This is a genomic window from Micromonospora sp. LOL_014 (assembly GCF_048060245.1).
In the GTDB taxonomy this organism is placed as follows: Bacteria; Actinomycetota; Actinomycetes; order Mycobacteriales; family Micromonosporaceae; genus Micromonospora_E.
The window spans coordinates 62,311-86,447 of the sequence record NZ_JBHMIP010000013.1 but is presented as its reverse complement, the minus strand read 5'-3'; the positions used below and the strand labels follow the sequence as shown (position 1 = coordinate 86,447).

Genomic DNA, 24,137 nt, shown 5'->3' with positions numbered 1-24,137 from the left:
CAACATCCTTGAGTTGAAGTCAACTTCAACTTGCAGGGTAGGGTCATGTCAGCCTTCGTAGCCAGCCCGGTCGCGCCGCCGCATCAGCCGCCGACCGACATTGGGTACGCGGCCCTTCGGCCGCTGCTACGCCGGATCACCGGCGACGAGAAGCACGAGCACAGCGCCAACTCGACATTGGACGTGCTGTGGGTCCTCTACGACCGGATTCTGCGGATCAGCCCGCAGACCGTCGACGCCGTCGACCGCGACCGGTTCCTGCTATCCAAGGGGCACGGTCCGGCCGCCTACTACGCCGTACTCGCCGCGAAGGGGTTCATCCCCGACGCCTGGCTCGACGACCTGGCCGGGCCGGACAGCCCGCTCGGTCACCACCCGGACCGGCTGCTGGTGCCTGGGGTGGAGATCGGCTCCGGCTCGCTCGGGCACGGGCTCGGCCTCGGCGTCGGCACGCTGCTCGGCCTGCGTGCCCAGGGCCTGACCGACCAGGCCGGCGGAGCCAATCGGGCCGGCGGGGCTGGCGAGGTCGGTCGGGCCGGTAGGGCCAACGGAGCCCGGGTCTACGTCCTGGTCGGCGACGCCGAGCTCGACGAAGGGTCGAACCACGAGGCGATCGCGTACGCCGGCAGCCGGCAGCTCGCCGAGCTGACCGCGATCGTCGTCGACAACGACTCGGCCACCCACGGCTGGCCCGGCGGGCTGGCCAGCCGGTTCCGCGTGAACGGCTGGACCACGACGATCGTCGACGGCCGCGACCACGAGGCACTGACCGACGCGCTGACCGGACATGACGGAGTACGCCCGCACCTGGTGGTCGCCCTGACCCCGGCCAAGTACACCAGACCGCACGGCAAGGAGAATGATCATGCGTGACGCCTTCACCCGCGCCACCACCGGCCTGCTGGACGACGATCCGCGTACCGCGTTGGTGCTGGCCGACATCTCGGCCGAGGCGTTCGCCCCGGCCGCCCGCCGGCACCCCGACCGGATGTTCAACGTCGGCATCCGCGAACAGTTGATGATCGGCGTGGCCGGTGGGCTGGCGTTGACCGGGCTGCGGGCCATCGCCCACTCCTACGCGCCGTTCCTGGTCGACCGGGCGTACGAGCAGATCAAGCTCGACCTCGACCACCAGGGCGTCGGCGCGGTGCTGGTCAGCATCGGCGGGTCGTATGACGCGGCGGCGGAGGGCCGTACCCACATGTCCCCCGGTGACGTGGCGCTGCTCGACACGGCCGGGCCGTGGACGGTGCACGTACCGGGCCATCCGGACGAGGTCGGGCCGTTGCTGCGGGCGGCGGCCGGTCACGACGACGCCGTTTACCTGCGGCTGGCCGCACGCGGCAACCACAGCCCGCATGGTGACGGGGTGTCGGGTCGACTGGTGACGGTGCGTCGGGGCAGCGGGGGAGCCCCGGTCGTCGTCGCGGTCGGCCCGATGCTCGACCAGACGTTGGACGCGGTCACCGGGCTGGACGTGACGGTGGCGTACACGAACACGCCGCGCCCGTTCGACGTCACCGGCCTACGGATGCTCGTCGACTATGTCGATCCGGTGGTGGTGCTGGTCGAGCCGTACCTGGCCGGGACGTCGAGTCACCTGATCGGCGCCGCGCTGGCGGACCGGCCGTACCGGCTGCTGTCGTTGGGCGTCGGGCGGGAGGACCTGCATCGGTACGGCAGCGCGGCGGACCATGACCGCTGGCACGGGCTGGACCCGGCCGGGCTGCGGCGCTCAGTCACCCGGTTCGTCAGCGGCTGAACGGGGCCGTTAGCAGCCGGGGGAGAAGACGGCGGGGCTCAGGCGCCGGGAACGGTACGCCCCTGGCGCCGGGTCCGCTCCCGACCCAGGATCCACAGTGCCTCGACCCCGTCCTTCCAGGTGATTTTCTTGCCTTCCTCGCGGCCCCGGGCCCGATAGGAAATCGGCACCTCGTACGGGCGAACCCGGCGACGCAGCAGCTTGCCGGTGACCTCCGCCTCCATGCCGAACCCGCGCGAGCGCACGTCGAGTGAGCGGTACAGCGACAGCGGCAGCAGCTTGAAGCAGGTCTCCAGGTCGCCGATGTAGGAGTTGAACATCACATTCGCAGCCGTGGTCACGGCCTTGTTACCCATCACGTACCAGAAGCTGTAAGCGCTGTGGCTGCCGAAGGTCCGATTGCCGTAGACCACCGTGGCCCGACCGTCCAGCACCGGCTCGAGCAGCTTCGGGATGTCCTGCGGGTCGTACTCAAGGTCTGCGTCGAGGATCACCATGTAGTCGCCCTCGGCGGAATCCACTGCGGTCTTGATCGCCGCGCCCTTGCCGGCGTTGCGTGGATGGGTGATCACCCGCAGCCGCGCGTCGTCGACGCTCTCCAGGATCGCACCGGTGCCGTCCCGGCTGCCGTCGTCAACGACCACGAACTCGATCTCGCACGGATAGTCAACGGCGAGCGCCTGCTTGAGGGCATCGCCGACCCGCGCCTCCTCGTTGTAGACCGGCATGAGGATCGAGAGCTTCACGGTGGTCTCCGAATGCGTACGGTGGCAGTGGACCCAGACTAGCCCAACCCGTGGGGGCGCACGGGCCAGGCGAGCCGCAGGTGCGCCCCCAGGTGGTCCGAAAGATCCTTCGACGGCGGCGACTTCCACTCGGAGTAATGGTGGGCGGTAATCTCGTTTCCATGGGCGAGAAAGATGATCTGCCGGGACCGAGGAGACGGCGGCCGCCGATCTGCCCGAAATGCCTCGGCGCCGGTAAGGCCTTCACCTTCGCCCTGATCAGTGGCCGCACCCGCGAGGTGTGGTTGAAGTGCTCAGCTTGTTCCGGGTCGATGCAGTCGCCGATCGCCGGTCCGTGACCGGCTGACCGCCGGCCGTAACGACTACGCCACTGCCGGCAGTCGGTTACTGTCAGTCAGGCGGCGGCACCGCTGCGGGCGTCCAACGGGCGGGCCAGGAACGCGTAGCCGAACAGGGCTTCGATGTGGCCGGCCCGGGCCGGATCGCCGGCCTTGATGAGGAACCGTTCCCGGATGCCGTCGACGGCGGTGACCGCGAGCTCGACGATGCCGGCCCTCGGATCGGTGGTCCAGGTCACATGGTCGAGGTGACGCAGTTCGCTGTTGAGGTGCAGCCGTAGCCGGCGCCACAGCAGTGTCTCCTGGGTCACCACCAGTCGCCGCCGGGTCAACAGGAGCAGGTAGTCACCCTGCATCGGCTGGTCGGGGCGTTGGCACCGGGTGACGAGCACGGTGCGTTCGTTGGGCGAGACACAGCGGCGGAACACCGGCATGTGCCGGCTGGTGGTCGAGATCGGGACGGCGGTCTCTGCCGCCGCCGGCAGGAACGTGCGGGAGAAGACGTCCATGTCGTGTTAACGACACGTCAATGCGCAATGACTCGGGGTAACGGCGAAATTTCAGCTACAGAATTTCCACGATGGTCGCGTTGGCCATCCCGCCGCCCTCGCACATCGTCTGCAGCCCGTACCGGATGCCGTTGGAGCGCATGTGGTGCAGCATCGTGGTCATGATCCGGGCGCCACTGGCCCCGAGTGGATGGCCCAGCGCGATCGCGCCGCCACGCGGGTTCAGCCGGACCGGGTCCGCCCCGGTCTCGGCCAGCCAGGCGAGCGGAACCGGCGCGAACGCCTCGTTGACCTCGTACACCCCGATGTCGGTCAGGTCGAGCCCGGACCGACGCAATGCCTTCGCCGTCGCTGGGATCGGGGCGGTCAGCATCATCACCGGATCATCACCGGCCACCACGGCGGTGTGCACCCGGGCCAACGGCCGTACGCCGTGCGCCCGGGCCCACTCCGACGTGGTCACCGCGAGCGCCGCCGCGCCGTCGGAGATCTGTGACGCGGAGCCTGCGGTCACCACCCCGTCGGCCCGGAACGGCGTGGCCAGCTCACCGAGCTTCGCCAGTGAGGTGTCCCGGCGGATGCCCTCGTCGGCACCGAACTTGTCGGCACCGGACCCGGCGTCGTCGGTGACCGGCACCGGCGCGATCTCGGCGTCGAACTCGCCGGCGTCCTGGGCGGCCGCCGCCCGCTGGTGGCTGGTCAGCGCGAACTCGTCCAGGGCGGTGCGCGACAATCCCCAGCGCCGCGCGATCAGCTCGGCGCCGACCCCCTGGTTGAACGGGACGGGGTCATCCGCGACGACGCCGTCGACCCCCCGGTACCGGTCCCGCACCTGGTCGCCGAACGGCTGCCCGGCACCGGTGCTGGCCCCCATCGGTACCCGGGTCATCGACTCGACGCCGCCGGCCACCACCAGGTCGGCCTGCCCGGCGATCACCGTCGCGGCCGCGAAGTGCAGCGCCTGCTGGCTGGACCCGCACTGCCGGTCGACGGTGGTGCCGGGCACCGACTCCGGCCAGCCGGCCGCGAGTACGGCGTTGCGCCCGATGTTCCAGCTCTGGTCGCCCGCCTGGAACACACAGCCCCAGACGACGTCATCGACGTCGGCCGGATCGAGACCGGTCCGCTGGGCGAGCGCCCGCAGCACGTGGCTGGACAGTTCAACCGGGTGCACCGATGCCAGGGCACCCTTGCGTCGCCCGATCGGGGTCCGGACCGCTCCGACGATGACCGCGTCCCTCATGCCTACCTACTCCCGGGTAACCTCGTTTCCCGAATCGTACGCCGCGACCCGCGCGAGTGGCAGCCTCGGCCGGTGCACAGCCATCCTTGACCCGTGCACAGCGAACCCAGGGAGCTGACCTGGCGGGTCGCCGGCAAGGTCCCGGCCGGCAAGATCGCGGTTGCCGTACAGCGTGGACCGCCGCGGCCACCGGGGCATCCGCAGCGAGTTGTTGGAGATCGACGCGGGCGACTCGCTGCACCTGATCGGCGGCAACGAGCTGGGTGCCTCGCCGGACGAGGTCGCGGCGGCGCTGCTGCGGGCGGCGCCCGGACCGTCAGCCGGCGTGCACCAGGGCGATCCGGGCCACCGTGACCAGGATCAGGAAGAGCAGCACGGCACCGCTGCCGACCGCCTGCACCACGGTGCGGTTGGTGCGCGGAGCGTAGGCCAGGATCGCCCCGATCAACCCGCCGGTGATCAGACCGCCGAGGTGACCGGCGATCGACAGGCTGGACACGGTGAAGGTCAGGATCAGGTTGATCACCAGGATGCCGACCACCGCTGAGGTGTCCCGCTTCAGCCGGCGCAGCACGATGAAGAACGCGGCGAACAGGCCGAAGACCGCAGTGGACGCGCCGGCGGACAGCGCACCCGGGTCGACCAGGTAGGCCGCGACATTGCCGCCGAGCCCGGCGATCAGGTACAGCGCCAGGAACCGGGCCGGCCCGAGCACCGCCTCCAGGTTGCGGCCGAGCACCCACAGTGCCCACATGTTGAACAGCAGGTGTAGCAGCCCGTAGTGGATGAACATCGCGGTGATCAGCCGGTAGACACCACCACCGTCGATGCCGATGAAGACGTCGCCGTACCCGGGCAGCGCACCGGCGAGCACGGTGCCGTTGGGCCGGACGGTGACGTCCGGGCCGATCACCCCGCCGAACGCGTGCAGCCGCCCGGCGGCCGAGAAGAGCCCGGCGCCGAGCAGCGCACCACCGCCGGAGATCGCCAACCCGATCAGTGCGACGACCGCGTTGATGCCGATCAGGACCTTGGTGACGGTGCCCTGTTGGCCGGCGGCACTGCCACCGAAGGCAGTGCGCGCCGACCGTTGGGTCCGTCGCCCTTCTGCGACGCACTCCGGGCACTGGTGCCCGACCGCCGCGTCCCGCATGCAGTCGGGGCAGATCGGCCGCTCGCACCGGGCGCACCGGACCCAGGTCTCCCGGGACGTGTGCCGGTAGCAGACCGGCACCGTCGGGGCCGGATCACTCATCACGCCACCTCACTGCGCCGGTGCCGACGACCCGCGCCGAGAGCCGGCAACCCCGGTGCTCGCTCATGAGCGCCAAGGTTACCCGGCAGGTTTCGCGCCTGCCGCCTCGTGATCGGCCGGTTTCAGCCGACCCGCTCGATCTCCACGCGGTTGATCACCACGTCGCTGAGCGGACGGTCCGCCGGGTTGGTCGGCGTGTTCGCGATCGAGTCGACGACCTTCGCCGAGTCCTGGTCCGCCACCTGACCGAAGATCGTGTGCCGGTTGTTCAGGTGGGTGGTCGCGCTGACCGTGATGAAGAACTGCGAACCGTTGGTGCCCGGTCCGGCGTTCGCCATCGCCAGCAGGTACGGACGGTCGAAGCGCAGCTCCGGGTGGAACTCGTCGGCGAACGTGTAGCCCGGACCGCCCCGACCGGTGCCGGTCGGGTCGCCCATCTGGATCATGAACCCGCTGATCACGCGGTGCGAGATGGTTCCGTCGAAGTACGGACCGCTGCCCGGCTGACCGGTACGCGGGTCGGTGTATTCCCGGGTGCCCTCGGCGAGCTCGACGAAGTTGCGGACCGTCTTCGGTGCGTGGTTGGCGAACAGCTCCAACCGGATCGGTCCGTGATTGGTGTGCAAGGTGGCGTAGACAGCCTCAGCCACGGGTACTCCTCAGTTGTTGGTCAGTTCCATGCGGATCCTCCCATGTGCCCCGATCCGGTCACACGGAGGCACCCGAAGGTGGAGGATGACGTTGCAACGACGGCACAGGAGGTAGGCAGCGGTGTTGAGGATCTCCAGGCGCGCCAAGCGGCGGGATCTCGTCCGAGCGGAGCTCGGCGAGAGCCTAGATCATTTTATGCAGGCAGCGACGCACGCGGCCGGGGGCGTGGGGGCCACCGTCGGACCCCGGATCCACGCCGCCCGGGACGCGGTGGCACCCACCGCCGACCGGGTACGCGGCTCCGCGTCCCAGGGCATGACCGCGACCATGGCCACGCTGGCGCCGCTGGCGGTGGCCGCCGCCGACGGGGCCCGCCAGGCCAGCCGGGCAACCAGGAAGGCGAAGACGAAGAACATGAAGAACATGAAGGCAGCGAAACGGACCGCGATGCCGGCGATGAAGGCGAAGCTCACCCCGTCGAAGCGTGCCAAGCACAGCCGCCGCCGCTGGCCGATGATCGTCGGCGTGCTCGCGGCGGGAGCCGCGATCGGCACCATCGCGGTACGGCGTCGCCAGGCCGCCCAGTGGGAGGAGTACGACCCGGGTCAGGCACTGGACACGATGCGGGCGGCCGGTAGTGCCACCCACGAGTCGGTCACGCCGAAGCCGGCCGACGGCGGCAAGCCGCACGGCGACCCGATCTCGGCGATGGACAGCGACCCGACGGCGGCGACCGCCCACAACGGGCGCGCCTGAGTACCGGCGGTCGGACCGGCGCACGGTTGGCGGGTTCAGAGCCAGCCGTTGCGCCGGAACGACCGGTACAGCACCAGTGAGATGCTCAGCATCAGGGCGAGCACGACCGGGTAGCCGAACTTCCAGCCGGTCTCCGGCATGAACTCGAAGTTCATCCCGTAGATGCCGGCCAACGCGGTCCACACCGCGGCGATACCGGCCCAGGCGGCGATCTTGCGCATGTCGTTGTTCTGCGCCACGGTCACCTGCGCCAGTCGGGCCTGCAGGATCGAGTTCAGCAAATCGTCGTACGCGTTGACCTGCTCCACCACCCGGCTGAGGTGGTCCTGCACGTCCCGGAAGTAGCGGCGGATCTCGGCCGGCACGTCCTCGTTGATCTCGGCGGTCAGGGTCATCATCGGCCGCTGCAGCGGCGCGACGGTGCGCTTGAACTCCACCAGCTCCCGCTTCAGCTGGTAGATCTCGTGCACCTTGTCACTGGCCTCGGGCGAGAAGACGTCCGCCTCGACGGTGTCCAGGTCGGTCTCCACCCGGTCCACCACCTCCAGGTAGAGGTCCACCACCCGGTCGGTGATCGCGTACGCCACCGCCCACGGCCCCTGCACCATCAGGTCCCGGTTGCGTTCCAGGTCGGCCCGCACCGGCGCCAGCCGGCAGGCGTCGCCGTGCCGCACGCTGATCACGAAACCCTGCCCGATGAACAGCATCACCTGGCCGGTCTCCACCACCTCCGAGTCGCTGGTCAGCTTCTCGTGGTCGACGTACCGGGCGGTCCGCAGCACCAGGAAGTTGACCTCGCCGAACTGCTCCAGCTTCGGTCGCTGCTCGGCCTTGACCGCGTCCTCCACGGCCAGCTCGTGCAGCCCGTACGTGTCGGCGATGCCGGCCATCTCGGCCAGGCTCGGCTCGTGCAGCCCCAGCCAGACGAACGCGTTGCGCTCCCGACGGGCGGTGGCCAGCGCCTCGGGATGCTGCCACGAGCCCGGCTGGCGGATGCCGTCGATGTAGAGCGCGCAGTCGACCACCCCGCTGCGTTCCTCGACCGGCGCCGGGTCCGGCGCGAGCGGGGTCTCGGTCGAGTTGAGCATCCGGCTGACCGCCCGGACCGGGGACGTCCAGGCCCGCGACAACGCCCGGCTGCTTCCGCCGTCCGGCCACCGCTGCTGCCCACGGTCCTGGTCCGCCATCCGCCCGTCTCCTTCCCGGCACTCCGGCTCCCCGGCACCCGGCCGGCCGAAGCCGGCAGAGACGCCAGCCGGCTACCCCGCGCGTACCTCGTCGATCGCGGCCGCCAACCGGCGGACGCCCTCGTCGATCTGATCGACGGTGACCGCCGAGTACGCCAACCGCAGCGCGTGTTCGCCGCCGTCGAGCAGGAAGTCACTGCCCTTGACCACCGCGACACCGCGCTGCGCGGCCGCCGGCACCAGCGCGTCCACCGCCACATCGTCCGGCAGGTCGACCCAGAGGAAGTACCCGCCGTCCGGCTCGGTGAACCGTACCCCCGGGATGTGCTTGCGCAACGACTCGGCCAGCACCCGGGCGCGCTCGGCCAGCGCGGTGCGCACCGTGGTGATCGACCGGTCCAGGTCGCCGGAGACGCAGAACTGGTGCACGATCGCCTGGGCTACCATGCCCGGCGAGATGTACAGGTTGGTGGCGCGCGCCGCGATCTCCTTCACCAGCCCGACCTCGCCGACCAGGTAGCCGACCCGGACCCCCGGGCAGACGGTCTTGGTGAAGCTGGAGGCGTGCACCACCACGCCGGCGGTGTCCAGCGACAGCATCGACGGCAGCGCCTCGCCCCGGAACCGGATGTCGGCGTACGGGTCATCCTCGAAGATGGTGAACCCGAACTCGGCCGCGAGCTCCAGCAACGCTCGCCGCTTCGGCAGCGACAGGGTCACCCCGGCCGGGTTCTGGTAGTTCGGGATGACATGCGCCAGCCGCGGCCGCACCCCGGACTCCAGCAGCTTGCGCAGCTCCTCGGTGTCCAGCCCGTCCGGCTGCAGCGTCACCGGGTGCACCTCGGCACCGAGCTGGCGCAGGTTGAGCAGCGTCCGGTCGTACGTCGGCCGCTCCACCACCACCGCGTCGCCCGGCTTTACCAGGTGGTCGAAGAGAAACGCGTCGGCCTGCAGCGACCCGTTGGTCACCAGCACCTGCTCCGGCGCGACCCGGTGCTTGTCGGCGATCCAGCGGCGCAACGGAACGTAGCCGACGGAGGTGCCGTAGGCGGTCACCCCGGCCGGGTCGGCGTCGAAGGCCCGGCCGGCGGCGGCCTTCAGCCCGTCGATGTCGACGATGTCCAGCGAGGGCGCCCCACGGGCGAACGAGATCAGCTGCTCGGCGCTCATGGGTGCCAGCGTACGACCTGCCCGGCCGATCACCGTCGGCTGGTGCGCCAGCACACATGCTGGTCCTGGTTCTTCCCCCGGGGTGCTCGCTAGGGTCACAGGCGTGTCCGCCCCACCCCCCGAACCGCTGCGCTGCGTCGCGGCGCTGATCGTCGACGACGACGGCCGGATCTTCTTCCAGCGCCGCTCGCCGCAGCGTCGACTGTTCCCCGACACCTGGGACATCGCCGGCGGCCACCTCGAAGCCGGCGAGACGCCGATCGAGGCCCTGCACCGGGAGGTACGCGAGGAGACCGGGTGGACCGTCTCCCACATTCTCGCCGAGGTCGGCGAGTACACCTACGTCGGCAACGACGGCATCGCCCGGGTCGAGCTCGACTATCTGGTACGGGTCGACGGTGACCTGGCCAATCCGCAGCTCGAAGCCGGCAAGCACACCGAGTTCCGCTGGCTCGCCGCCGACGCGCTCGACGTGCTCGACGAATCGGCTCACGTCAACGACGGGCTGATCCGGCGGATCGCCGAGAACGGCTTCGCCGTACTGCGCTCCCTGGGCCTGTGAGCGCCGGCGACCAGCTGTGGCTGCCCGGTGACCGGTGCGCGGCGCTCACCGCCCCCGTCATCGACCGGGTGCACCGGGCCGCGATGGCCGCCGCCGACACCGCCGGGGTCGAGCTACGTCAGCGGTACGGCGGTCCGGCCGCCGTCGGCTACCTGGTCGACCTGCGGACCCGGCTGGCCGCGCCGAGCGGCCTGGTCGACGCCGCCGGGTTCGCCGCCGTCACCCGCTACCAGGACGCGGCGAGCTGCCAGCGGGTGCTGGACAAGCAGGTCGCGTACGGGATGCTGGTACGCCATCCGGACGGGGCGCTGCGGGCCACCGAACGCGGCGCCGCCTTCCTCACCGACCTGTACGGGCTGCACGCCGCGGTCACCGGGCAGATCTGGGGTGCCGAACACGCGGCCCGGCTGGTCCGGCTGGTCGAACTGACCGGCCGGCTGCTGGCCGCCGCGCTGGCCGGTAGTGACACCGGCGGGCAGGACGCGTTCCGCGCGGTCGCCCCGCCGTACGAGCCGGAGGGCACCCCGGCCGGGGTGCTGCTGCTCAACCGGCTCACCGTGCTGCGTCACCACCGGGCAGACGCGCACGCCGCCGCCTGGACCGCCGCCGGGCACACCGCCCGCAGCATCGTCGACCTGCCACCCGGCCCGGCCCGGCTGGCCATTGAGCAGGAGACCGACCGCCGGGCGGCCGGCCCGCACCAGGCGCTGGAGCCGGAGCAGCGGCTGACGCTGCTCGCCGACCTCGCCGCGCTTCCCGGCTGATGCCGCTATCCTCCACCGGTATCCCACCCACCCCTCACCAGGAGGACCGTCTGATGATCGGTCTCGTGCTCGCTGCCGGAGCGGGACGGCGGCTGCGGCCGTACACCGACACTCTGCCGAAAGCGCTGGTACCGGTCGACGGGGAGACCACGATCCTGGACATCGGGCTGCGCAACCTCGCCGCCGCCGGGCTCACCGACGTGGTCGTCGTCGTCGGCTACGCCGCGGACGCGGTCCGGACCCGGCAGGCCGACCTGCAGGACCGGCACGGCGTGAAACTGACCCTGGTCGACAACGACCGCGCCGAAGAATGGAACAACGCGTACTCGCTGTGGCTGGCGCGGGACCACTTCGCCGCCGGTGCGCTGCTGGTCAACGGCGACACCGTGCACCCGGCGAGCGTCGAGCAGACGCTGCTGGCCGGGCGCGGGCCGGGCATCCTGCTCGCGGTCGACACGGTCAAGAAGCTCGCCGACGAGGAGATGAAGGTCGTCTTAGACGACGCCGGACAGCTGACCCGGATCACCAAGCTGATGGATCCGGCGCAGGCGCACGGCGAGTACATCGGCGCGACGCTGATCGAGGCGTCGGCCGCCGCCGGGCTCGCCGAGGCACTGGAGGCGACCTGGCGGCGCGACCCCAACCTCTACTACGAGGACGGCTACCAGGAGTACGCCGACCGTGGCGGCGAGGTACGGGCAGCGCCGATCGGCGACGTCGACTGGGTCGAGGTGGACAACCACGACGACCTGATCAAGGCTCGGGACATCGCATGCCGCTACTAGCCCGTACCGTGCACACCCCGCTCGCCATCGACGTACGCCGGGGTGCCGTCGCCGGCCTGGGCGCGCTACTCGCCGACCGCCGGATCTCCGCCGGCGGCGAGGTCGCCGTGGTGGTCGGCCCCGGACAGGGCGAACGGATCGCCGAGTTGATCTCTCCCGGGCTCGGCCGGGCCGACGTCTTCACCGTCGCCGGCGGCACCCTGGACGCCGCCCACGATCTGGGCGAGAAGCTGCGGCAACGCTCCTACGACGCGGTCGTCGGTATCGGCGGCGGCAAGACCATCGACACCGCCAAGTACGCCGCCTCCCGGTACGCCGTGCCGATGGTGAGTGTGGCGACCAGCCTGGCCAACGACGGGATCGCCTCCCCGGTGGCGTCGCTGGACCACGACGGCGGACGCGGGTCGTACGGGGTGCACATCCCGTTGGCGATCGTGGTCGACCTGGACTTCGTCGATGCCGGCCCGGACCGGCAGACCCGGGCCGGCATCGGCGACGCGTTGAGCAACCTCAGCGCGGTCGCCGACTGGGAGTTGGCGCACGCGGTCCGCGACGAACCGATCGACGGTCTCGCCGTGACGCTGGCCCGAACCGGGGCGGAGGCGCTGATCAGCCATCCGGGCGGGCTCGGCGACGACGCGTTCCTGACCACCCTCGCCGAGGCGTTGATCCTGGGCGGGATCGCGATGGCGGTGTGCGGGTCGAGCCGGCCGGCCAGTGGCGGCTGCCACGAGATCTCGCACGCCCTCGACCTGCTGCACCCCGGTGCCGGTTCGCACGGCGAGCAGGTCGGGCTGGGTGCGCTGTTCTGCACCTTCCTGCGCGGCGACCAGCTGCGGTTCGGGCAGTTGGCGGCGGCACTGCGTCGGCACGGGCTGCCGGTGCGCCCCGCTGACCTGGGGCTGACCGACGACGACTTTGTCGCCGCCGTGCTGCACGCCCCGCACACCCGGCCGGACCGGTACACCGTCCTGGAACACCTGCACCTCGGTGCGGATGCCGTCCGGGAGCGGCTGGCAGAATACCTCGGTGCCCTCAGCATGCCCGCAAGGTGAACAAGCAGTGTCTACCCCGTTCCTGAAGGACTTCTTTCAGGCGAACAGAGGGGGCGGGCTGTTCAGCGAGGCGGTCAGCCAGCGGCTGGGGGCGGTGTTCGCGTACGCCGCCGCCCGGCTGCGGTTGCCACCGACCGTGCTGACCGTGGCGAACCTGCTGCTCGGGCTGGCCGCGTCGGTGATGGTGATCGCGACCGCCGACGCGGTGGCCGACGGCTCCGTCCCGGCCTGGCTGATCGGGCTGGTGGCGCTGGTCGGCTGGCAGATCGCGTACGCGCTGGACTGCGCCGACGGGCAGTTGGCCCGGGTGACCGGGCAGACCAGCGCGGCCGGTGCCCGGGTCGACGTGCTCTGCGACGTCGCCGCGCAGATCGCGCTGGTCACGGCGCTGTCCGCGGTGGCGGTGGCGCAGCTGCCGGAGACCCCGGTGTGGCTGCTCGCGGCGTTCGCCGGCACCTGGATGGTGAACCTGGTGACCTCGGTGATGCAGGCCGGCCCGAACGCGGCCAGCATGGTCACCTCGACCTCGCTGCCCGTACGGCTGGTGAAGCTGATCCGCGACTACGGCGCGGTGATCTTCGTCGCCGGGTTGGTGCTGATCGCCGCTCCGGCGCTGACGGTCTGGCTGATCGCCGCGTTCACCGTGGTCAACGGTGGTTTCCTGCTGGCCAGCATCACCTTCTCGGCCCGCGCTGCCCTGCGCTGACCGCGTCGTAGACGGCCAGGTGCTGCTTCATCACCACGTCGGGGTGGAAGGTGGTCTCGTAACGGGTGCGGGCGACGCCGGCCAGTGCGGCGGCCCCGTCACGGGCGACCGGCAGGGCGGCGGCGAGTGCGGCGGCCTCCGGCGGTACCACCCAGCCGGCGGGGCCAGCAGCCCTAACGCCAGCAGCGCCGGTGTCGGCACCGACCAGGTACGGGATGCCGCCGAGTGCGGTGCCGAGCACCGGCCGGCCGCTGGCCAACGCCTCGATCACCACTGTCGGCAGCACGTCGTGCCAGGTGGAGACGGCCAGCACCACGGCGCTGGCGCGCAGCGCGTCGCGTACCGCTGATCTGTCCAGCGGGCCGAGGAAGTCGATGTCGGTGCGGCCGGCGGCGGCCGAGGCGACCAGCGGCCGCAGCTCGCCGTCGCCGCCGATCCGCAGCGTGCCGAGCGCCCCGTCCGGGTGCCGCTGCCAGGCGTCGAGCAGCAGGCCGATGCCCTTCTCCGGGGTGAGCCGGCCGAGGAACAGGAAGCCGTCGCCGAGCGGTGCGGGCGGGCCGGGATCGGCGATCGCGTTCGGTTTGACCACGATCCGCTCGTCGGGGATGCCGTACCCGCGCAAATGCTCGGCGACCGCCGAGGTGAGCGCGATGAACCGGTCGACCGACCGCCAGGTGGGCCGGTGCAGGGCCAGGGTCGCGGCCATCACCGCGCTCTGCGCCCGGGAGCCGCGGTAGCAGCGGTGCACCACGCCGGGCAGGCCGATCGCCCGGCCCCGGCAGTCGGTGCAGATTCGGCCGTCGCGGAAGTACAGCCCGGCCGAGCAGACCTGCCGGTAGTTGTGCACGGTGTGCACCACCGGCACCCGGTGCCGGTGCGCGGTGCGGATCGCCCAGGGCGAGATCAGCGGGTACGGGTTGTGCAGGTGCAGCATGTCCGGCCGGTGCTCGGTGAGCAGCCGGTCCAGGTCGCGTTGGGCGGCCGGGGCGTAGCTGGGCGAGATCGGCAGCAGCGCCTTGCCGGTGGCCGGCAGCGCCGGGATGTCGTCGGAGCTGCGCAGAAACGGGATCACCTCGACACCGGCGGCGGCCAACTGGTCTATCTCGCTGTCGACGATGACGTTCTCGCCGGACGGCTGGGCCTGCCGGTATCGGTTGTGCGCCACGACGACTCTCACCCGGTCAACCCTCCTGCTCGACGTCGTCAGACGCTACCGTCTGAGGGTGCCCGAGTTGCCGGAGGTACAGGCGCTCGCGGCCTACCTGCGCCAGCGCGCGGTCGGCCGCCGGGTCGAGCGTGTCGAAGTGTCGGCGATCAACGTGCTCAAGACGTACGACCCGCCGCCGTCGGTGGTAGCCGGTCGACCGGTGACCGGCGCCGGCCGGCACGGCAAGTTCCTCGACGTCGCACTGGACGGCACCCTCCATCTGGTGGTGCATCTGGCGCGGGCCGGCTGGCTGCACTACCGGGAGTCGTTTCCCTCGGCCGCGCCGTTGAAGCCGGGCAAGGGGCCGATCGCCGTACGGGTCCGCCTCGCCGACGGCTCGGGCTTCGACCTGACCGAGGCCGGTACGCAGAAGAAGCTGGCCGCGTACCTGGTGACCGATCCGGCGCAGGTGCCCGGGGTGGCCCGGCTGGGTCCGGACGCGCTCGCGGTGGACCCGGACACCTTCGCGCAGCGGCTGCGCGGTCGACGGGGTCAGGTCAAAGGGGTACTGACCCAGCAGGAGGTGCTGGCCGGCATCGGCAACGCATACTCGGACGAGATCCTGCACACCGCGCGGTTGTCGCCGTTCGCGTTGACGAACCGGCTCACCGACGAGCAGCTGGCGGGGTTGTACGAGGCGGCGCGGCGGGTGCTGACCGACGCGGTGGACCGGTCGGTGGGTCAGCGGGCAGCCGAACTGAAGGGCGAGAAGCGCTCGGGGATGCGGGTGCACGGTCGAACCGGCCTGCTCTGCCCTGTTTGCGGCGATCAGGTGCGAGAAGTCTCTTTTGCAGATTCGAGCCTGCAGTACTGCCCCACCTGCCAGACCGGCGGCCGCCCACTCGCTGACCGACGGTTGTCCCGTCTTGTGCGTTAGGTGACCAAATAGAGCACAGAAGGCCGTACGTCCCGCGCCACGGCGATCTGCACCACAACGGAGACTTCCTCGGAGCCGTTCCATCGGTATAGTGGCCCGGTCCCAATGCTCCAACACCACCGGAACCGCCGGTCCCCACCGTTCGGCCGGGGGGCGTAGAGTCTTTCGGGTTACCGTCCGTGTACGGGCACCGTGAGAGACTGAGCTGGTGGGCGAGCCAAGCCTTCACGGAGAGTGGGCGGCACGTGTCACGCGGGAGGACGTGGGTGAGGTGACGACAAGCCTCCAGCGCCCGGTATCCAACACCAGCCGGAGCAACAGGGTGCGCCACGTCGACAGCTTCGAGATCCAACCGCCGACGCCGACACCGACCAACGGCGTACCCCGGTCCGCCTGGGCGCGGGCACGGCGTCGCGCGTCGCGCTGGCACCGTCCGTACACCGCGGCCCTGCTCGCGCTGGACTTCGCGGCGGCGGTGCTGGCCAGCTACCTGTCGATCTCGCTGTTCGAGAAGGCGACCTCCGGGTTCTCCGACGCCGACGCCACCTGGTTCCACACCGTCACCTACCTGCTACTGCCACTCGGCTGGGTGGTGGTGCTCTGGGGCACCGGCTCCTACGACCGGCGCTACCTCGGGCTCGGCACCGACGAGTTCAAGCGGGTGCTGCGCGGTGGGGTGACGGTCGCCGCCAGCGTCTCGTTCCTCGCCTTCGCCACCAAGACCGACCTGTCCCGGCTCTCGGTGGCCACCGCGCTGCTCGGCGCCCTGGCGTTCATCCTGATGTTCCGCTTCCTCGCCCGGTACGCCCTGCACGTACTGCGTCGGCGGATCGGGCAGGCCACGCACCGGATGGTGCTGGTCGGCACCCTGCCGGAGACCCTGGAGGTCTTCACTGCGGTGACCCGCAGTCCCGCCGCCGGGCTGATGCCGGTCGCGATCCACCTCACCGACGGCTACGCGGCGGCCCGAGGGCTCGAGACCCCGGTGCCGGTGTACGCCGGCCGCAACGTCCTCGCGCTGGTCCGGGAGGTCGGCGCGGACACCATCGCGGTCTGCGGCTCAGCCAGCTCCGAGCCGGGCGAGCTACGCCGGCTCGCCTGGCAGTTGGAGGGCAGCGGGATCGACCTGGTGGTCGCACCGCAGCTGACCGACATCGCCGGTCCTCGGGTGCACATTCGGCCGATCGAAGGTCTGCCGCTGCTGCACGTCGAGGAGCCCACCCTCTCCGGGCTCGGCTGGCTGGCCAAGAACCTGCTGGACCGGGTGGCCGCCGGGCTGGGTCTGATCATGCTGGCGCCACTGTTCCTGGCGGTGGCGATCGCGATCCGGTTCTCCGACCGGGGGCCGGTCTTCTTCCGGCAGCCCCGGGTCGGCCACGAGGGCCGGGTGTTCCGGGTCTGGAAGTTCCGGACCATGTACGTCGACGCCGAGGAGCGGCTCGCCTCGCTGGTCGACCAGAACGAGACCGACGGGATGCTGTTCAAGATCCGCAACGATCCGCGGGTCTTCCCGATCGGTCGGTTCCTGCGAGCCAGCTCGATCGACGAGCTGCCCCAGCTGATCAACGTGCTCAAGGGCGAGATGTCACTGGTCGGGCCGCGGCCGCTGCCCGCCGACGACGGTGACTTCCTCGGCGACGTCCGGCGGCGGCTGCTGGTCCGGCCCGGGATGACCGGACTGTGGCAGGTCTCCGGCCGGTCCGACCTGTCCTGGGACGAAGCGGTCCGGCTGGACCTCTACTACGTCGACAACTGGTCGCTGACCTACGACCTGAGCATCCTGTGGCGCACCATCGGCGTCGTGTTGGCCCGCAAGGGTGCCTACTGACCGACCCGGATGCCGACGGATGACAGAAGTCCGTCGAAAGCGGGCAGCCGACCGCTGACCGACCGATCGTCGCCTTCCGCTTGGCAGCACCGCCGGTAGCGGACAGGATCTGTCCGTGCCGGCAAACCTATCCGCACCACTGGCGGTCCTGGCTCTGGTGACCGCGCTGGCCGCCGCGGTGTACGCGGTCGTCCGGCTGCGCGCCCGGCGCGGGATCGCCACCGCGACGCAGCGGGCGACGTACCAGGTCCTGCACACCGCCGGCCTGGCCGCCGAACCGCTGCGCAACGGGCTGGGAGCGACCGACGCGGCCAAGGCCGTCCGGCATCTGCGGGCGCTGGTCGGCGCCCCGGGCGCGGCGCTGACCGGCAGCGAGGCGGTACTCGCGTTCGACGGCCGCGGCCAGCACCATGCCGAGCAGTTCACCGCCGCAGCCCAGCAGGCGTTCGACGCCGGCCGCTCCCTCGTGCTGACCGCCCGGGACCTGCCCTGTGACCGGCCCGACTGCCTGGTGCGCGGGGCCGTCGTCGCCCCACTCACCGGGCCGGACGGCGACGCCACAGTCGCGCTGGTCGCGGTGGTCGACGACGATCCGGCGCCGGGGCTGGTGCAGGCGACCCTGGAGACCGCCCGGTGGGCCGGCAGCCAACTGGCGCTCGCCGAGTTGGACTCGTCCCGGGAGCGGCTGGCCAGAGCCGAGGTACGGGCGCTGCGGGCGCAGATCAGCCCGCACTTCATCTACAACGCGCTGACCGCGATCGCGTCGTTCGTCCGCACCGACCCGGAACGGGCCCGGGATCTGATCCTGGAGTTCGCCGAGTTCACCCGCTACTCGTTCCGGGCGCACGGCGAGTTCACCACGCTCGCCGAGGAGCTGCGGTCGATCGACCGGTACCTGACCATCGAACGGGCCCGGTTCGGCGAACGGCTCCAGGTCCGGCTGCAGATCGCCCCGGAGGTGCTGCCGGTGCATCTGCCCTTCCTCTGCCTGCAGCCACTGGTAGAGAATGCGGTGCGGCACGGGCTGTCGCGCAAGCCGGGGCTCGGCACGGTCAGCATCGAGGCGCGGGACGCCGGGACCGAGTGCCACATCACCGTCGAGGACGACGGGGTGGGGATGGACCCGGCGGTGCTGACCGCTGGCGCCGACCCGGTACGTCGCGGCGCCGACCCGGTACGTCGCGGCGCCGACCCGGCCGACGACGCCGGCCAGCACGTCGGCCTGTCGAACGTCGACGAACGGCTGCGCTCGGTCTTCGGCGACGAGTTCGGGCTGGTGGTGGAGACGGCGGTGGGAGCGGGTACGAAGGTGAGCATGCGGGTGCCGAAGTTCCACCCCGACGTACGGCCGGGGGCGGGCGCGACCGGCCGGTGGGAGGTGCTGTCGTGACCCCGTTCCTGCGGGTACTCGCGGTGGACGACGAACCCCCCGCCCTCGACGAACTGGGGTACCTGCTGCGGGCCGACCCCCGGGTGGCTCGGCTGCACACCGCCGCCGACGCCACCGAGGCGCTGCGGGTGCTGCGCGACACCGACGTCGATGCCGTATTCCTCGACATCCGGATGCCCGGGCTGGACGGCATGGAGCTGGCCCGGGTGCTGCGCCGGTTCGCCCGGCCGCCGGCGATCGTCTTCGTCACCGCGTACGACGACGCCGCGGTCGACGCCTTCGACCTCGGCGTCACCGACTACGTCCGCAAGCCGGTACGCGCGGAGCGGCTGGCCGAGTCGGTCCGCCGGGTGCTGACCGCCCGGGTGGTGCCGACCCATCCGGCGGCGATCGCCCGCAACGAGGAGGACCCGGCGATCCCGGTGGAGCTGGCCGGGACCACCCGGATGCTGCCCCGGTCGGCGGTGCGCTGGGTGGAGGCGCAGGGCGACTACGCCCGGCTGCACACGGCCGACGGCTCGCACCTGGTCCGGGTGCCGCTGGCCACCCTCGGCGAACGCTGGGCCGACGCCGGCTTCGTCCGCGTCCACCGGTCGTTCCTGGTCCAGCTCCGGCTGATCACCGAGCTGCGGCTGGCCAACTCCGGGTACGTGGTGGTGATCGACGGCACCGAGCTGCCGGTCTCCCGACGGCACACCCGGGAGCTGAAGGACAAGCTGGTCCGGGCGGCCAAACACGACTGGAGCAGGTGACCGGCGGCCAACCGGGCTCCCATTAGGCGGCCCGGCGGCGACGCAGTGTGGCGACCGCCGACCCGGCCAGGGTGAGCAGGCACTCCGGCAGCTGTCCGTCGGCCAGCGCGGCACCGAACAGCGCCTCCCCGGTCGAGCCGTCCGAGTTGGCGTACGCGCTGATGAACCTGGCCACCCACCGCGCGTCATAGCCCGCCTCGTCGATGCCGGGAAAGTCGAGGGCCCAGCCACCGGCTGGTACGTCGTCGCCGACCATCGTCGCGGCCAGGCACCACGCGACGTCGTACGCCCCGGTGACGCCGTTGCGGTCCACCACCGCGTCGAAGACGTCCGCGACGCCGTCGCTGTCACCGGCCAGGGCGGAGCGCAGGATCTCCGCAGCGTCGGTGAACGCCTCGTCGGACCCATCGCGTCGGTCGGTCATGAGCCGAAGGGTAGGCGGCGAGGTCAAGGCACCGGCCGGGTCGCCGTCACCGGCGGGCCGGCTGACGTCGCGTTCCGGCCGAGGAGGCGCTAAGGTGCCCTGCGGACCTTCGGCCGATGGAGGACGTCCCCATGCTCGTGTCACGCGGCTCCCGCACCGCCGCCCTGGCGTTCTGCGCAATCATGCTGGTCGGCGCGGCGAGCTGCGCCGAACCGGCGGCCACCGAGGAGTCCCAGGTCAACTCGGTGCGGCTGTACGGCACCGACGGCAACATGAGCAACTCGTTCGGAGCAGAGTTCGAGGGGCAGACCACGCTGCTGACCGGGATGAAGGGCACCAGCCCGCTCACCCCGCTGCCGGACGACTTCATCAGCAGGCTGCGCGCGGTCGACCGGCAACTCAACGGCTTCCTGTACGCCGGCGAGGCGTACGACGCGGTGGTGATCAGCGCGCTCGCCACCCAGTTGGCCGGCAGCACCGACCCGACCGACATCGCCGCCCAGATCAACGGGGTGACCACCGGCGGCGAGCAGTGCGACGTCGTCGCGGTGTGCCTGGAGCTGGCCCGGGACGGGACGGACATCGCCTACCGGGGGGTCTCCCTGAAACGGGGTGGCTTCACCGACGCCGGGGAGCCGTCCACCGCCAGCTACGCCACCCTGCACTTCGACGGCGACGGCCAGATCAACGACGGAAAGACCGAGTTCGTCGGCGCCGGAGACGAGTCCACGACCACCACGGCCGCGCCGCCACCGGCCGAACCGGAGACCTTCGTCACCCGCGCCGAGGCGCCGCTGAAGCTGGGCGGCCTGCTGCCGCGCACCGGCGACCTGGCGTTGGCGTACCCGCCGTTGGCGGCCGGCGCGGCGCTCGCGGTTCGGGAAGTCAACGAGGCCGGCGGGGTGCTCGGGGAGCCGGTCGAATGGTTCGACGGCGACGACGGGACCAACCCGGATGTGGCCCGCCGGACAGTCGCCAGGCACGTCGACGAAGGGGTGCACGTCATCATCGGCGCCGGTGCGTCCGGCATCTCCCGCGAAGTGCTGCCGGACGTGGCGGCCGCCGGGCTGATCCTGTTCTCGCCCAGCAACACCGACGCCGGGCTGAGCGAGGTCGACGATCAGGGGCTGTACTTCCGTACCGCGCCGTCGGACCTGCTGCAGGGGCGGGCGCTCGCCGACGTGATCCTGCGGGACGGGTCGCAGCGGATCGCGCTGGTGGCCCGCAGGGACTCGTACGGCGAGGGCCTGCAGGAGAACGTCCGGGCGGAACTGGACCGTGCCGGGGTCGGACCGGACCGGCTCAAGCTGCTCAGTTACGAGCCGCCGGCCGGCGCGGACGCGCCGCCGGTGAACTTCGACAGTGAAGCCCAGGAAATCAAGGCGTTCGGCGCGGACGCGATCCTGATCATCGGTTTCGCCGAGTCGGCCGAGGTGATCAAGTCGCTGGCCGCAGCCGGGCTGCCGATCGCCGAGTAGGACCGGGCCGGTAGCAGATCGGGCCGGCGGTCGCCGGGCCCCGCCGGCCGGTCCGTCCTGCTGGCACTTTCTCGGGATCACAGGCAGGTCGCCGCTGCGTACGGTTTCCCTTGTCAGCGGCCAGGACGATCTGCGGAAGAGGCGGCAGGATGAGTGAGTGGGTCGATCCGGCCCTCGGTGACGAGGCAGTCGAAGCTGAACAGGGGCTGGGCCCGAGCGGCGGCCCTGGCCACGACGATGCCGGCTACGAGCCGTACGGCGACGGCCCTTACGGCGTCGAGCCGTACGGCGACGGTGGGTCCGACACGATCGTCCAGCACAATCTTGACGGCTCCACCGACGTGCTGGTCGACCGGGACGGGGACGGCCTCGCCGACGTGGTCCTGCACGACAGCGATGGCGACGGTCTGGCGGAGGCCGCGTACGTCGATGGCGACGGGGACGGTCGGCTGGAGAGCATGCTGCGCGACTTCGACGGCGACGGGCTGGTCGACGAGGTCAGCGCGGACACCAACGGCGACGGCTGGATCGACGTCGTCGCCACCGACACCGACGGTGACGGCCTGATCGACCAGGTGGCGGCCGACACCGATCACGACGGCCGGACGGACACCTGGGTTCAGGACACCGACTACGACGGTCGGGCGGACCAGACGCTGCGCGACGCCGACCAGGACGGCGTGCCCGAGACGGTGACCTATCTGCATCCGACGGTCAACCCGTACGCGACAAGGTGAGGCCGGGTCGCGCCCGGGTCGCGACCGGCCGGATGGCACTTTACTGTCGACATCCGCAGCTGTTGTGACTGAGCGATGGAGGGACCTGGGATGACCGAGGCACAGGAGTCGGTGGAGACGCGCGGTGACGATCGCGTCGATCTACTCAAGGCCGACACCAACAACGACGGGCAGACCGACGTCTGGGTGGTTGACACCGACGGGGACGGCAAGGCCGACATGTACCAGTTCGACACCGACGGAGACGGCAAGGTGGACATCACCATGGTCGATCTGGACGAGGACGGCACCCCGGACGAGGTGGTCGACGGCGACGGCGGGCACCCGCCGGCGAGCTGAGTACGGTACGCATCGTGACGACGGCGGCCCGGCGGATCTCCGCCGGGCCGCCGTCGACGCAGTGCACGTCGACGTCCATGAAACAAGGGGCGGTGACCCCGGACGAGCCGAGATCACCGCCCCTTGGCGTAGCCGATGTCAGCCACTTGGAGAGGCCAGTCAATCACCCTGCCGCTGCTGGGGAATCTGCCCCTGCAGCAGGGCACGTACTTCCGACTCCCGGTATCGGCGGTGGCCGCCCAACGTCCGTATGGCGCTGAGCTTGCCGGCCTTCGCCCACCGGGTGACGGTTTTCGGGTCGACTCGGAACATCGACGCCACCTCGGCCGGCGTGAGCAACGGCTCTGGTTCGTGCGTACGCGATGCCATCAGTCACTCCTCCACAGTGCTATAGACATCGGCCGGGGTCCCGCCGGCCGACGCGTCTCCCATGGTCCGGCTAGTCCCCGATGTCCGACATGGGCCGAACGGCCGAACGTCCTTGGATGGACGGATGAGCAATGACCGATTTTTATCCCTTTTTTGTGACAGAACATACCATAATCGGACTCTTGATCACCGGTCGTGAACGGGTGATTACGAATCATATTCAGGATTCGCGGCAGAATCTGCGCCTGATACCCGGTGATTGAAACCGATTCGTCCCTCTGGTCGACCACTAGTTGCAGCGCTCCAGTAGCTGAACGGCACGCCATCGGGCAACCAGCTTCTCGTACGCCTCGCCGGCCGCCTCGGCGTCGCCCCGGCCGAGCGCCGCCAGCCCGGCGCTCACCAGACCCGGCGAATCGTCGGCCTCCAGCGTCTCGTCCGGCAGCAGCCGCACCAACCCACCGTAGTCAAGCTCCACCACCGACCGGGGATGAAACTCCTCGAGCCACCGGGCGCTCTCCTCCACCGCCTCGGTGATCGGCGCATCCCCCACCGACTTGCGCAACACCGACAGTCCGCGCGACGCCCGGCGACGGGCCTTGGAGATTTCGGTCCGATAGCGCAGCGCCCGACGCACGCCAGTGACGATCAAGTCACGCTCGGCCAGGTCCACGAAGACGAACCATCGCAACGGCACCCCCCAGGTGGCGGCCTGCTCATGCACCCGCGGCACCCCGTGCTCCAGTACCCGGGCCCCGCTGCGCCAGTCGTCGATCACCGCCCTGGCCTGACCGGCCAGTACCGGTGGGACGAACGCGTCGGCCAACACCGACGGGACACCGTCGCGCGCGCTCAACGCCGCCTCCGCTACCCGCACCCGCAGGTTCCACGGGCAGACCAGCAGCGTGTCGTCCGACTCCAGCACGTACGCCTCGTCCGGCAGGTCGGGCAGCCGGGTCCAGCCCGCGCCGAGTGCCTCGATCACCGCCGTCCGCTGCCGGCCCGGCCCTTCCAGCGGGCCGACCGCGCGGCCTTCCCGCACGTATCGGCGCCAGTAGACCTGACGCTCACGGTCGAACGCGGCCAGCGGCTCGTACACCCGCAGGTATGAGGCGAAGGAAGCGAAGAGGGACGGCACGGCGCGATCCTCCCACGAAACCGCACGACACCGCCCCGGCCGGGGGCAAACACCCCCGCAGCGGGCTGGTCCGTCGCGCTGCGGCCGATACTAGGCTCGGAGCCAGCAG

The 24,137-nt window shown here is 71.0% G+C and carries 26 protein-coding genes; 15 read left to right on the top strand and 11 right to left on the bottom strand.

Annotated features, from left to right (window positions below):
* Positions 1 to 45: 45 nt before the first annotated feature.
* Entirely contained in the window at positions 46 to 873 is an 828-nt protein-coding gene (locus tag ACFHW1_RS13850) for a transketolase (protein WP_416553932.1), read from the top strand.
* Positions 866 to 1,762, top strand: a complete 897-nt coding sequence (locus ACFHW1_RS13845) for a transketolase family protein (RefSeq protein ID WP_416553930.1) — start codon at positions 866 to 868, stop codon at positions 1,760 to 1,762. The genes ACFHW1_RS13850 and ACFHW1_RS13845 overlap by 8 nt, the downstream gene beginning before the upstream one ends.
* 38 nt (positions 1,763 to 1,800) lie before the next feature.
* Here ACFHW1_RS13845 and ACFHW1_RS13840 read toward each other — a convergent pair whose 3' ends face one another.
* The 5 genes from ACFHW1_RS13840 to ACFHW1_RS13820 all read right to left on the bottom strand — a co-directional run bounded on the left by ACFHW1_RS13840 (position 1,801) and on the right by ACFHW1_RS13820 (position 6,503).
* Complete coding sequence (locus ACFHW1_RS13840) at positions 1,801 to 2,508, bottom strand: glycosyltransferase family 2 protein (protein ID WP_416553928.1); 708 nt, start codon at positions 2,506 to 2,508, stop codon at positions 1,801 to 1,803.
* A gap of 394 nt (positions 2,509 to 2,902) precedes the next feature.
* Positions 2,903 to 3,355 carry a hypothetical protein gene (locus ACFHW1_RS13835; protein ID WP_416553926.1) on the bottom strand — a complete coding sequence of 151 codons (453 nt, stop codon included), beginning with the start codon at positions 3,353 to 3,355 and terminating at the stop codon, positions 2,903 to 2,905.
* 55 nt (positions 3,356 to 3,410) lie between these two features.
* Positions 3,411 to 4,598: a thiolase family protein gene (locus ACFHW1_RS13830; RefSeq protein ID WP_416553924.1), complete on the bottom strand. Its 1,188-nt coding sequence runs from the start codon at positions 4,596 to 4,598 to the stop codon at positions 3,411 to 3,413.
* A gap of 316 nt (positions 4,599 to 4,914) precedes the next feature.
* Positions 4,915 to 5,853: a rhomboid family intramembrane serine protease gene (locus tag ACFHW1_RS13825; protein ID WP_416553922.1), complete on the bottom strand. Its 939-nt coding sequence runs from the start codon at positions 5,851 to 5,853 to the stop codon at positions 4,915 to 4,917.
* Positions 5,854 to 5,975: 122 nt separating this feature from the next.
* Positions 5,976 to 6,503 carry a peptidylprolyl isomerase gene (locus ACFHW1_RS13820; protein ID WP_278172488.1) on the bottom strand — a complete coding sequence of 176 codons (528 nt, stop codon included), beginning with the start codon at positions 6,501 to 6,503 and terminating at the stop codon, positions 5,976 to 5,978.
* A gap of 124 nt (positions 6,504 to 6,627) precedes the next feature.
* Here ACFHW1_RS13820 and ACFHW1_RS13815 point away from each other — a divergent pair, with 124 nt between their 5' ends.
* On the top strand, positions 6,628 to 7,260 hold the full coding sequence (locus tag ACFHW1_RS13815; protein ID WP_416615532.1) for a hypothetical protein: 633 nt from the start codon (positions 6,628 to 6,630) through the stop codon (positions 7,258 to 7,260).
* Positions 7,261 to 7,295: 35 nt separating this feature from the next.
* Here ACFHW1_RS13815 and corA read toward each other — a convergent pair whose 3' ends face one another.
* Together corA and ACFHW1_RS13805 are read right to left on the bottom strand one after the other, a co-directional pair.
* On the bottom strand, positions 7,296 to 8,447 hold the full coding sequence (gene corA / locus ACFHW1_RS13810; protein ID WP_416553918.1) for a magnesium/cobalt transporter CorA: 1,152 nt from the start codon (positions 8,445 to 8,447) through the stop codon (positions 7,296 to 7,298).
* A 72-nt stretch (positions 8,448 to 8,519) separates the two neighbouring features.
* Positions 8,520 to 9,617 (bottom strand): PLP-dependent aminotransferase family protein, encoded by a 1,098-nt coding sequence (locus ACFHW1_RS13805; protein ID WP_416590668.1) that lies wholly within the window; start codon positions 9,615 to 9,617, stop codon positions 8,520 to 8,522.
* 103 nt (positions 9,618 to 9,720) lie between these two features.
* On the opposite strand from ACFHW1_RS13805, the gene ACFHW1_RS13800 reads away from it, so the two are divergent.
* From ACFHW1_RS13800 to ACFHW1_RS13780, 5 genes are read left to right on the top strand one after another with little or no spacing between them, the layout of a single operon-like run.
* Complete coding sequence (locus tag ACFHW1_RS13800) at positions 9,721 to 10,179, top strand: NUDIX domain-containing protein (RefSeq protein WP_416553914.1); 459 nt, start codon at positions 9,721 to 9,723, stop codon at positions 10,177 to 10,179.
* Complete coding sequence (locus tag ACFHW1_RS13795) at positions 10,176 to 10,943, top strand: hypothetical protein (RefSeq protein WP_416553912.1); 768 nt, start codon at positions 10,176 to 10,178, stop codon at positions 10,941 to 10,943. Before ACFHW1_RS13800 ends, ACFHW1_RS13795 begins: the two co-directional genes overlap by 4 nt.
* A 53-nt stretch (positions 10,944 to 10,996) precedes the next feature.
* Positions 10,997 to 11,728, top strand: a complete 732-nt coding sequence (locus ACFHW1_RS13790; protein ID WP_416568064.1) for a sugar phosphate nucleotidyltransferase — start codon at positions 10,997 to 10,999, stop codon at positions 11,726 to 11,728.
* Complete coding sequence (locus ACFHW1_RS13785; RefSeq protein WP_416553908.1) at positions 11,716 to 12,783, top strand: iron-containing alcohol dehydrogenase family protein; 1,068 nt, start codon at positions 11,716 to 11,718, stop codon at positions 12,781 to 12,783. The genes ACFHW1_RS13790 and ACFHW1_RS13785 overlap by 13 nt, the downstream gene beginning before the upstream one ends.
* A gap of 7 nt (positions 12,784 to 12,790) precedes the next feature.
* Entirely contained in the window at positions 12,791 to 13,489 is a 699-nt protein-coding gene (locus tag ACFHW1_RS13780; protein WP_416553906.1) for a CDP-alcohol phosphatidyltransferase family protein, read from the top strand.
* On the opposite strand, the gene ACFHW1_RS13775 is transcribed toward ACFHW1_RS13780, so the two are convergent.
* Positions 13,458 to 14,666: a glycosyltransferase family 4 protein gene (locus tag ACFHW1_RS13775; RefSeq protein WP_416553904.1), complete on the bottom strand. Its 1,209-nt coding sequence runs from the start codon at positions 14,664 to 14,666 to the stop codon at positions 13,458 to 13,460. The genes ACFHW1_RS13780 and ACFHW1_RS13775 overlap by 32 nt on opposite strands.
* Before the next feature lie 46 nt (positions 14,667 to 14,712).
* Here ACFHW1_RS13775 and ACFHW1_RS13770 point away from each other — a divergent pair, with 46 nt between their 5' ends.
* The 4 genes from ACFHW1_RS13770 to ACFHW1_RS13755 all read left to right on the top strand — a co-directional run bounded on the left by ACFHW1_RS13770 (position 14,713) and on the right by ACFHW1_RS13755 (position 19,543).
* The gene (locus tag ACFHW1_RS13770) at positions 14,713 to 15,573 is read left to right on the top strand and encodes an Fpg/Nei family DNA glycosylase (RefSeq protein WP_416553902.1); all 861 of its coding nucleotides are present in this window, start codon (positions 14,713 to 14,715) and stop codon (positions 15,571 to 15,573) included.
* A gap of 322 nt (positions 15,574 to 15,895) precedes the next feature.
* Positions 15,896 to 17,401, top strand: a complete 1,506-nt coding sequence (locus ACFHW1_RS13765) for a sugar transferase (RefSeq protein WP_416553900.1) — start codon at positions 15,896 to 15,898, stop codon at positions 17,399 to 17,401.
* Between the two features lie 115 nt (positions 17,402 to 17,516).
* Positions 17,517 to 18,791 carry a sensor histidine kinase gene (locus tag ACFHW1_RS13760; protein WP_416553898.1) on the top strand — a complete coding sequence of 425 codons (1,275 nt, stop codon included), beginning with the start codon at positions 17,517 to 17,519 and terminating at the stop codon, positions 18,789 to 18,791.
* Positions 18,788 to 19,543, top strand: a complete 756-nt coding sequence (locus tag ACFHW1_RS13755; RefSeq protein ID WP_416553896.1) for a LytR/AlgR family response regulator transcription factor — start codon at positions 18,788 to 18,790, stop codon at positions 19,541 to 19,543. The genes ACFHW1_RS13760 and ACFHW1_RS13755 overlap by 4 nt, the downstream gene beginning before the upstream one ends.
* A gap of 22 nt (positions 19,544 to 19,565) precedes the next feature.
* Here the strand turns inward: ACFHW1_RS13755 and ACFHW1_RS13750 are convergent, their stop codons facing one another.
* Positions 19,566 to 19,967, bottom strand: coding sequence for a hypothetical protein (locus ACFHW1_RS13750; RefSeq protein WP_416553894.1), 402 nt, complete (start codon positions 19,965 to 19,967; stop codon positions 19,566 to 19,568).
* 131 nt (positions 19,968 to 20,098) lie between these two features.
* Here ACFHW1_RS13750 and ACFHW1_RS13745 point away from each other — a divergent pair, with 131 nt between their 5' ends.
* From ACFHW1_RS13745 to ACFHW1_RS13735, 3 genes are all read left to right on the top strand, one after another.
* Entirely contained in the window at positions 20,099 to 21,445 is a 1,347-nt protein-coding gene (locus ACFHW1_RS13745) for an ABC transporter substrate-binding protein (protein WP_416553892.1), read from the top strand.
* A 149-nt stretch (positions 21,446 to 21,594) separates the two neighbouring features.
* The gene (locus ACFHW1_RS13740; protein WP_416553890.1) at positions 21,595 to 22,182 is read left to right on the top strand and encodes a hypothetical protein; all 588 of its coding nucleotides are present in this window, start codon (positions 21,595 to 21,597) and stop codon (positions 22,180 to 22,182) included.
* Positions 22,183 to 22,272: 90 nt separating this feature from the next.
* A complete protein-coding gene (locus tag ACFHW1_RS13735; RefSeq protein WP_278172509.1) occupies positions 22,273 to 22,521 on the top strand; it encodes a hypothetical protein in 249 nt (82 codons plus the stop codon).
* Between the two features lie 159 nt (positions 22,522 to 22,680).
* On the opposite strand, the gene ACFHW1_RS13730 is transcribed toward ACFHW1_RS13735, so the two are convergent.
* A complete protein-coding gene (locus tag ACFHW1_RS13730) occupies positions 22,681 to 22,890 on the bottom strand; it encodes a BldC family transcriptional regulator (protein WP_007073996.1) in 210 nt (69 codons plus the stop codon).
* A gap of 289 nt (positions 22,891 to 23,179) precedes the next feature.
* A complete protein-coding gene (locus tag ACFHW1_RS13725) occupies positions 23,180 to 24,028 on the bottom strand; it encodes a hypothetical protein (protein ID WP_416553885.1) in 849 nt (282 codons plus the stop codon).
* Positions 24,029 to 24,137 lie beyond the last annotated feature (109 nt).

What these genes read in the sequence shown, in the direction of transcription:
- ACFHW1_RS13735 (WP_278172509.1), top strand. Translation starts at nt 22,273, where the DNA reads ATGACCGAGGCACAGGAGTCGGTGGAGACGCGCGGTGACGATCGCGTC.
- ACFHW1_RS13740 (WP_416553890.1), top strand. Translation starts at nt 21,595, where the DNA reads ATGAGTGAGTGGGTCGATCCGGCCCTCGGTGACGAGGCAGTCGAAGCT.
- ACFHW1_RS13790 (WP_416568064.1), top strand. Translation starts at nt 10,997, where the DNA reads ATGATCGGTCTCGTGCTCGCTGCCGGAGCGGGACGGCGGCTGCGGCCG.
- ACFHW1_RS13785 (WP_416553908.1), top strand. Translation starts at nt 11,716, where the DNA reads ATGCCGCTACTAGCCCGTACCGTGCACACCCCGCTCGCCATCGACGTA.
- ACFHW1_RS13745 (WP_416553892.1), top strand. Translation starts at nt 20,099, where the DNA reads ATGCTCGTGTCACGCGGCTCCCGCACCGCCGCCCTGGCGTTCTGCGCA.
- ACFHW1_RS13835 (WP_416553926.1), bottom strand. Translation starts at nt 3,355, where the DNA reads ATGGACGTCTTCTCCCGCACGTTCCTGCCGGCGGCGGCAGAGACCGCC.
- ACFHW1_RS13845 (WP_416553930.1), top strand. Translation starts at nt 866, where the DNA reads ATGCGTGACGCCTTCACCCGCGCCACCACCGGCCTGCTGGACGACGAT.
- ACFHW1_RS13830 (WP_416553924.1), bottom strand. Translation starts at nt 4,598, where the DNA reads ATGAGGGACGCGGTCATCGTCGGAGCGGTCCGGACCCCGATCGGGCGA.
- ACFHW1_RS13805 (WP_416590668.1), bottom strand. Translation starts at nt 9,617, where the DNA reads ATGAGCGCCGAGCAGCTGATCTCGTTCGCCCGTGGGGCGCCCTCGCTG.
- ACFHW1_RS13730 (WP_007073996.1), bottom strand. Translation starts at nt 22,890, where the DNA reads ATGGCATCGCGTACGCACGAACCAGAGCCGTTGCTCACGCCGGCCGAG.
- ACFHW1_RS13750 (WP_416553894.1), bottom strand. Translation starts at nt 19,967, where the DNA reads ATGACCGACCGACGCGATGGGTCCGACGAGGCGTTCACCGACGCTGCG.
- corA (WP_416553918.1), bottom strand. Translation starts at nt 8,447, where the DNA reads ATGGCGGACCAGGACCGTGGGCAGCAGCGGTGGCCGGACGGCGGAAGC.
- ACFHW1_RS13850 (WP_416553932.1), top strand. Translation starts at nt 46, where the DNA reads ATGTCAGCCTTCGTAGCCAGCCCGGTCGCGCCGCCGCATCAGCCGCCG.
- ACFHW1_RS13825 (WP_416553922.1), bottom strand. Translation starts at nt 5,853, where the DNA reads ATGAGTGATCCGGCCCCGACGGTGCCGGTCTGCTACCGGCACACGTCC.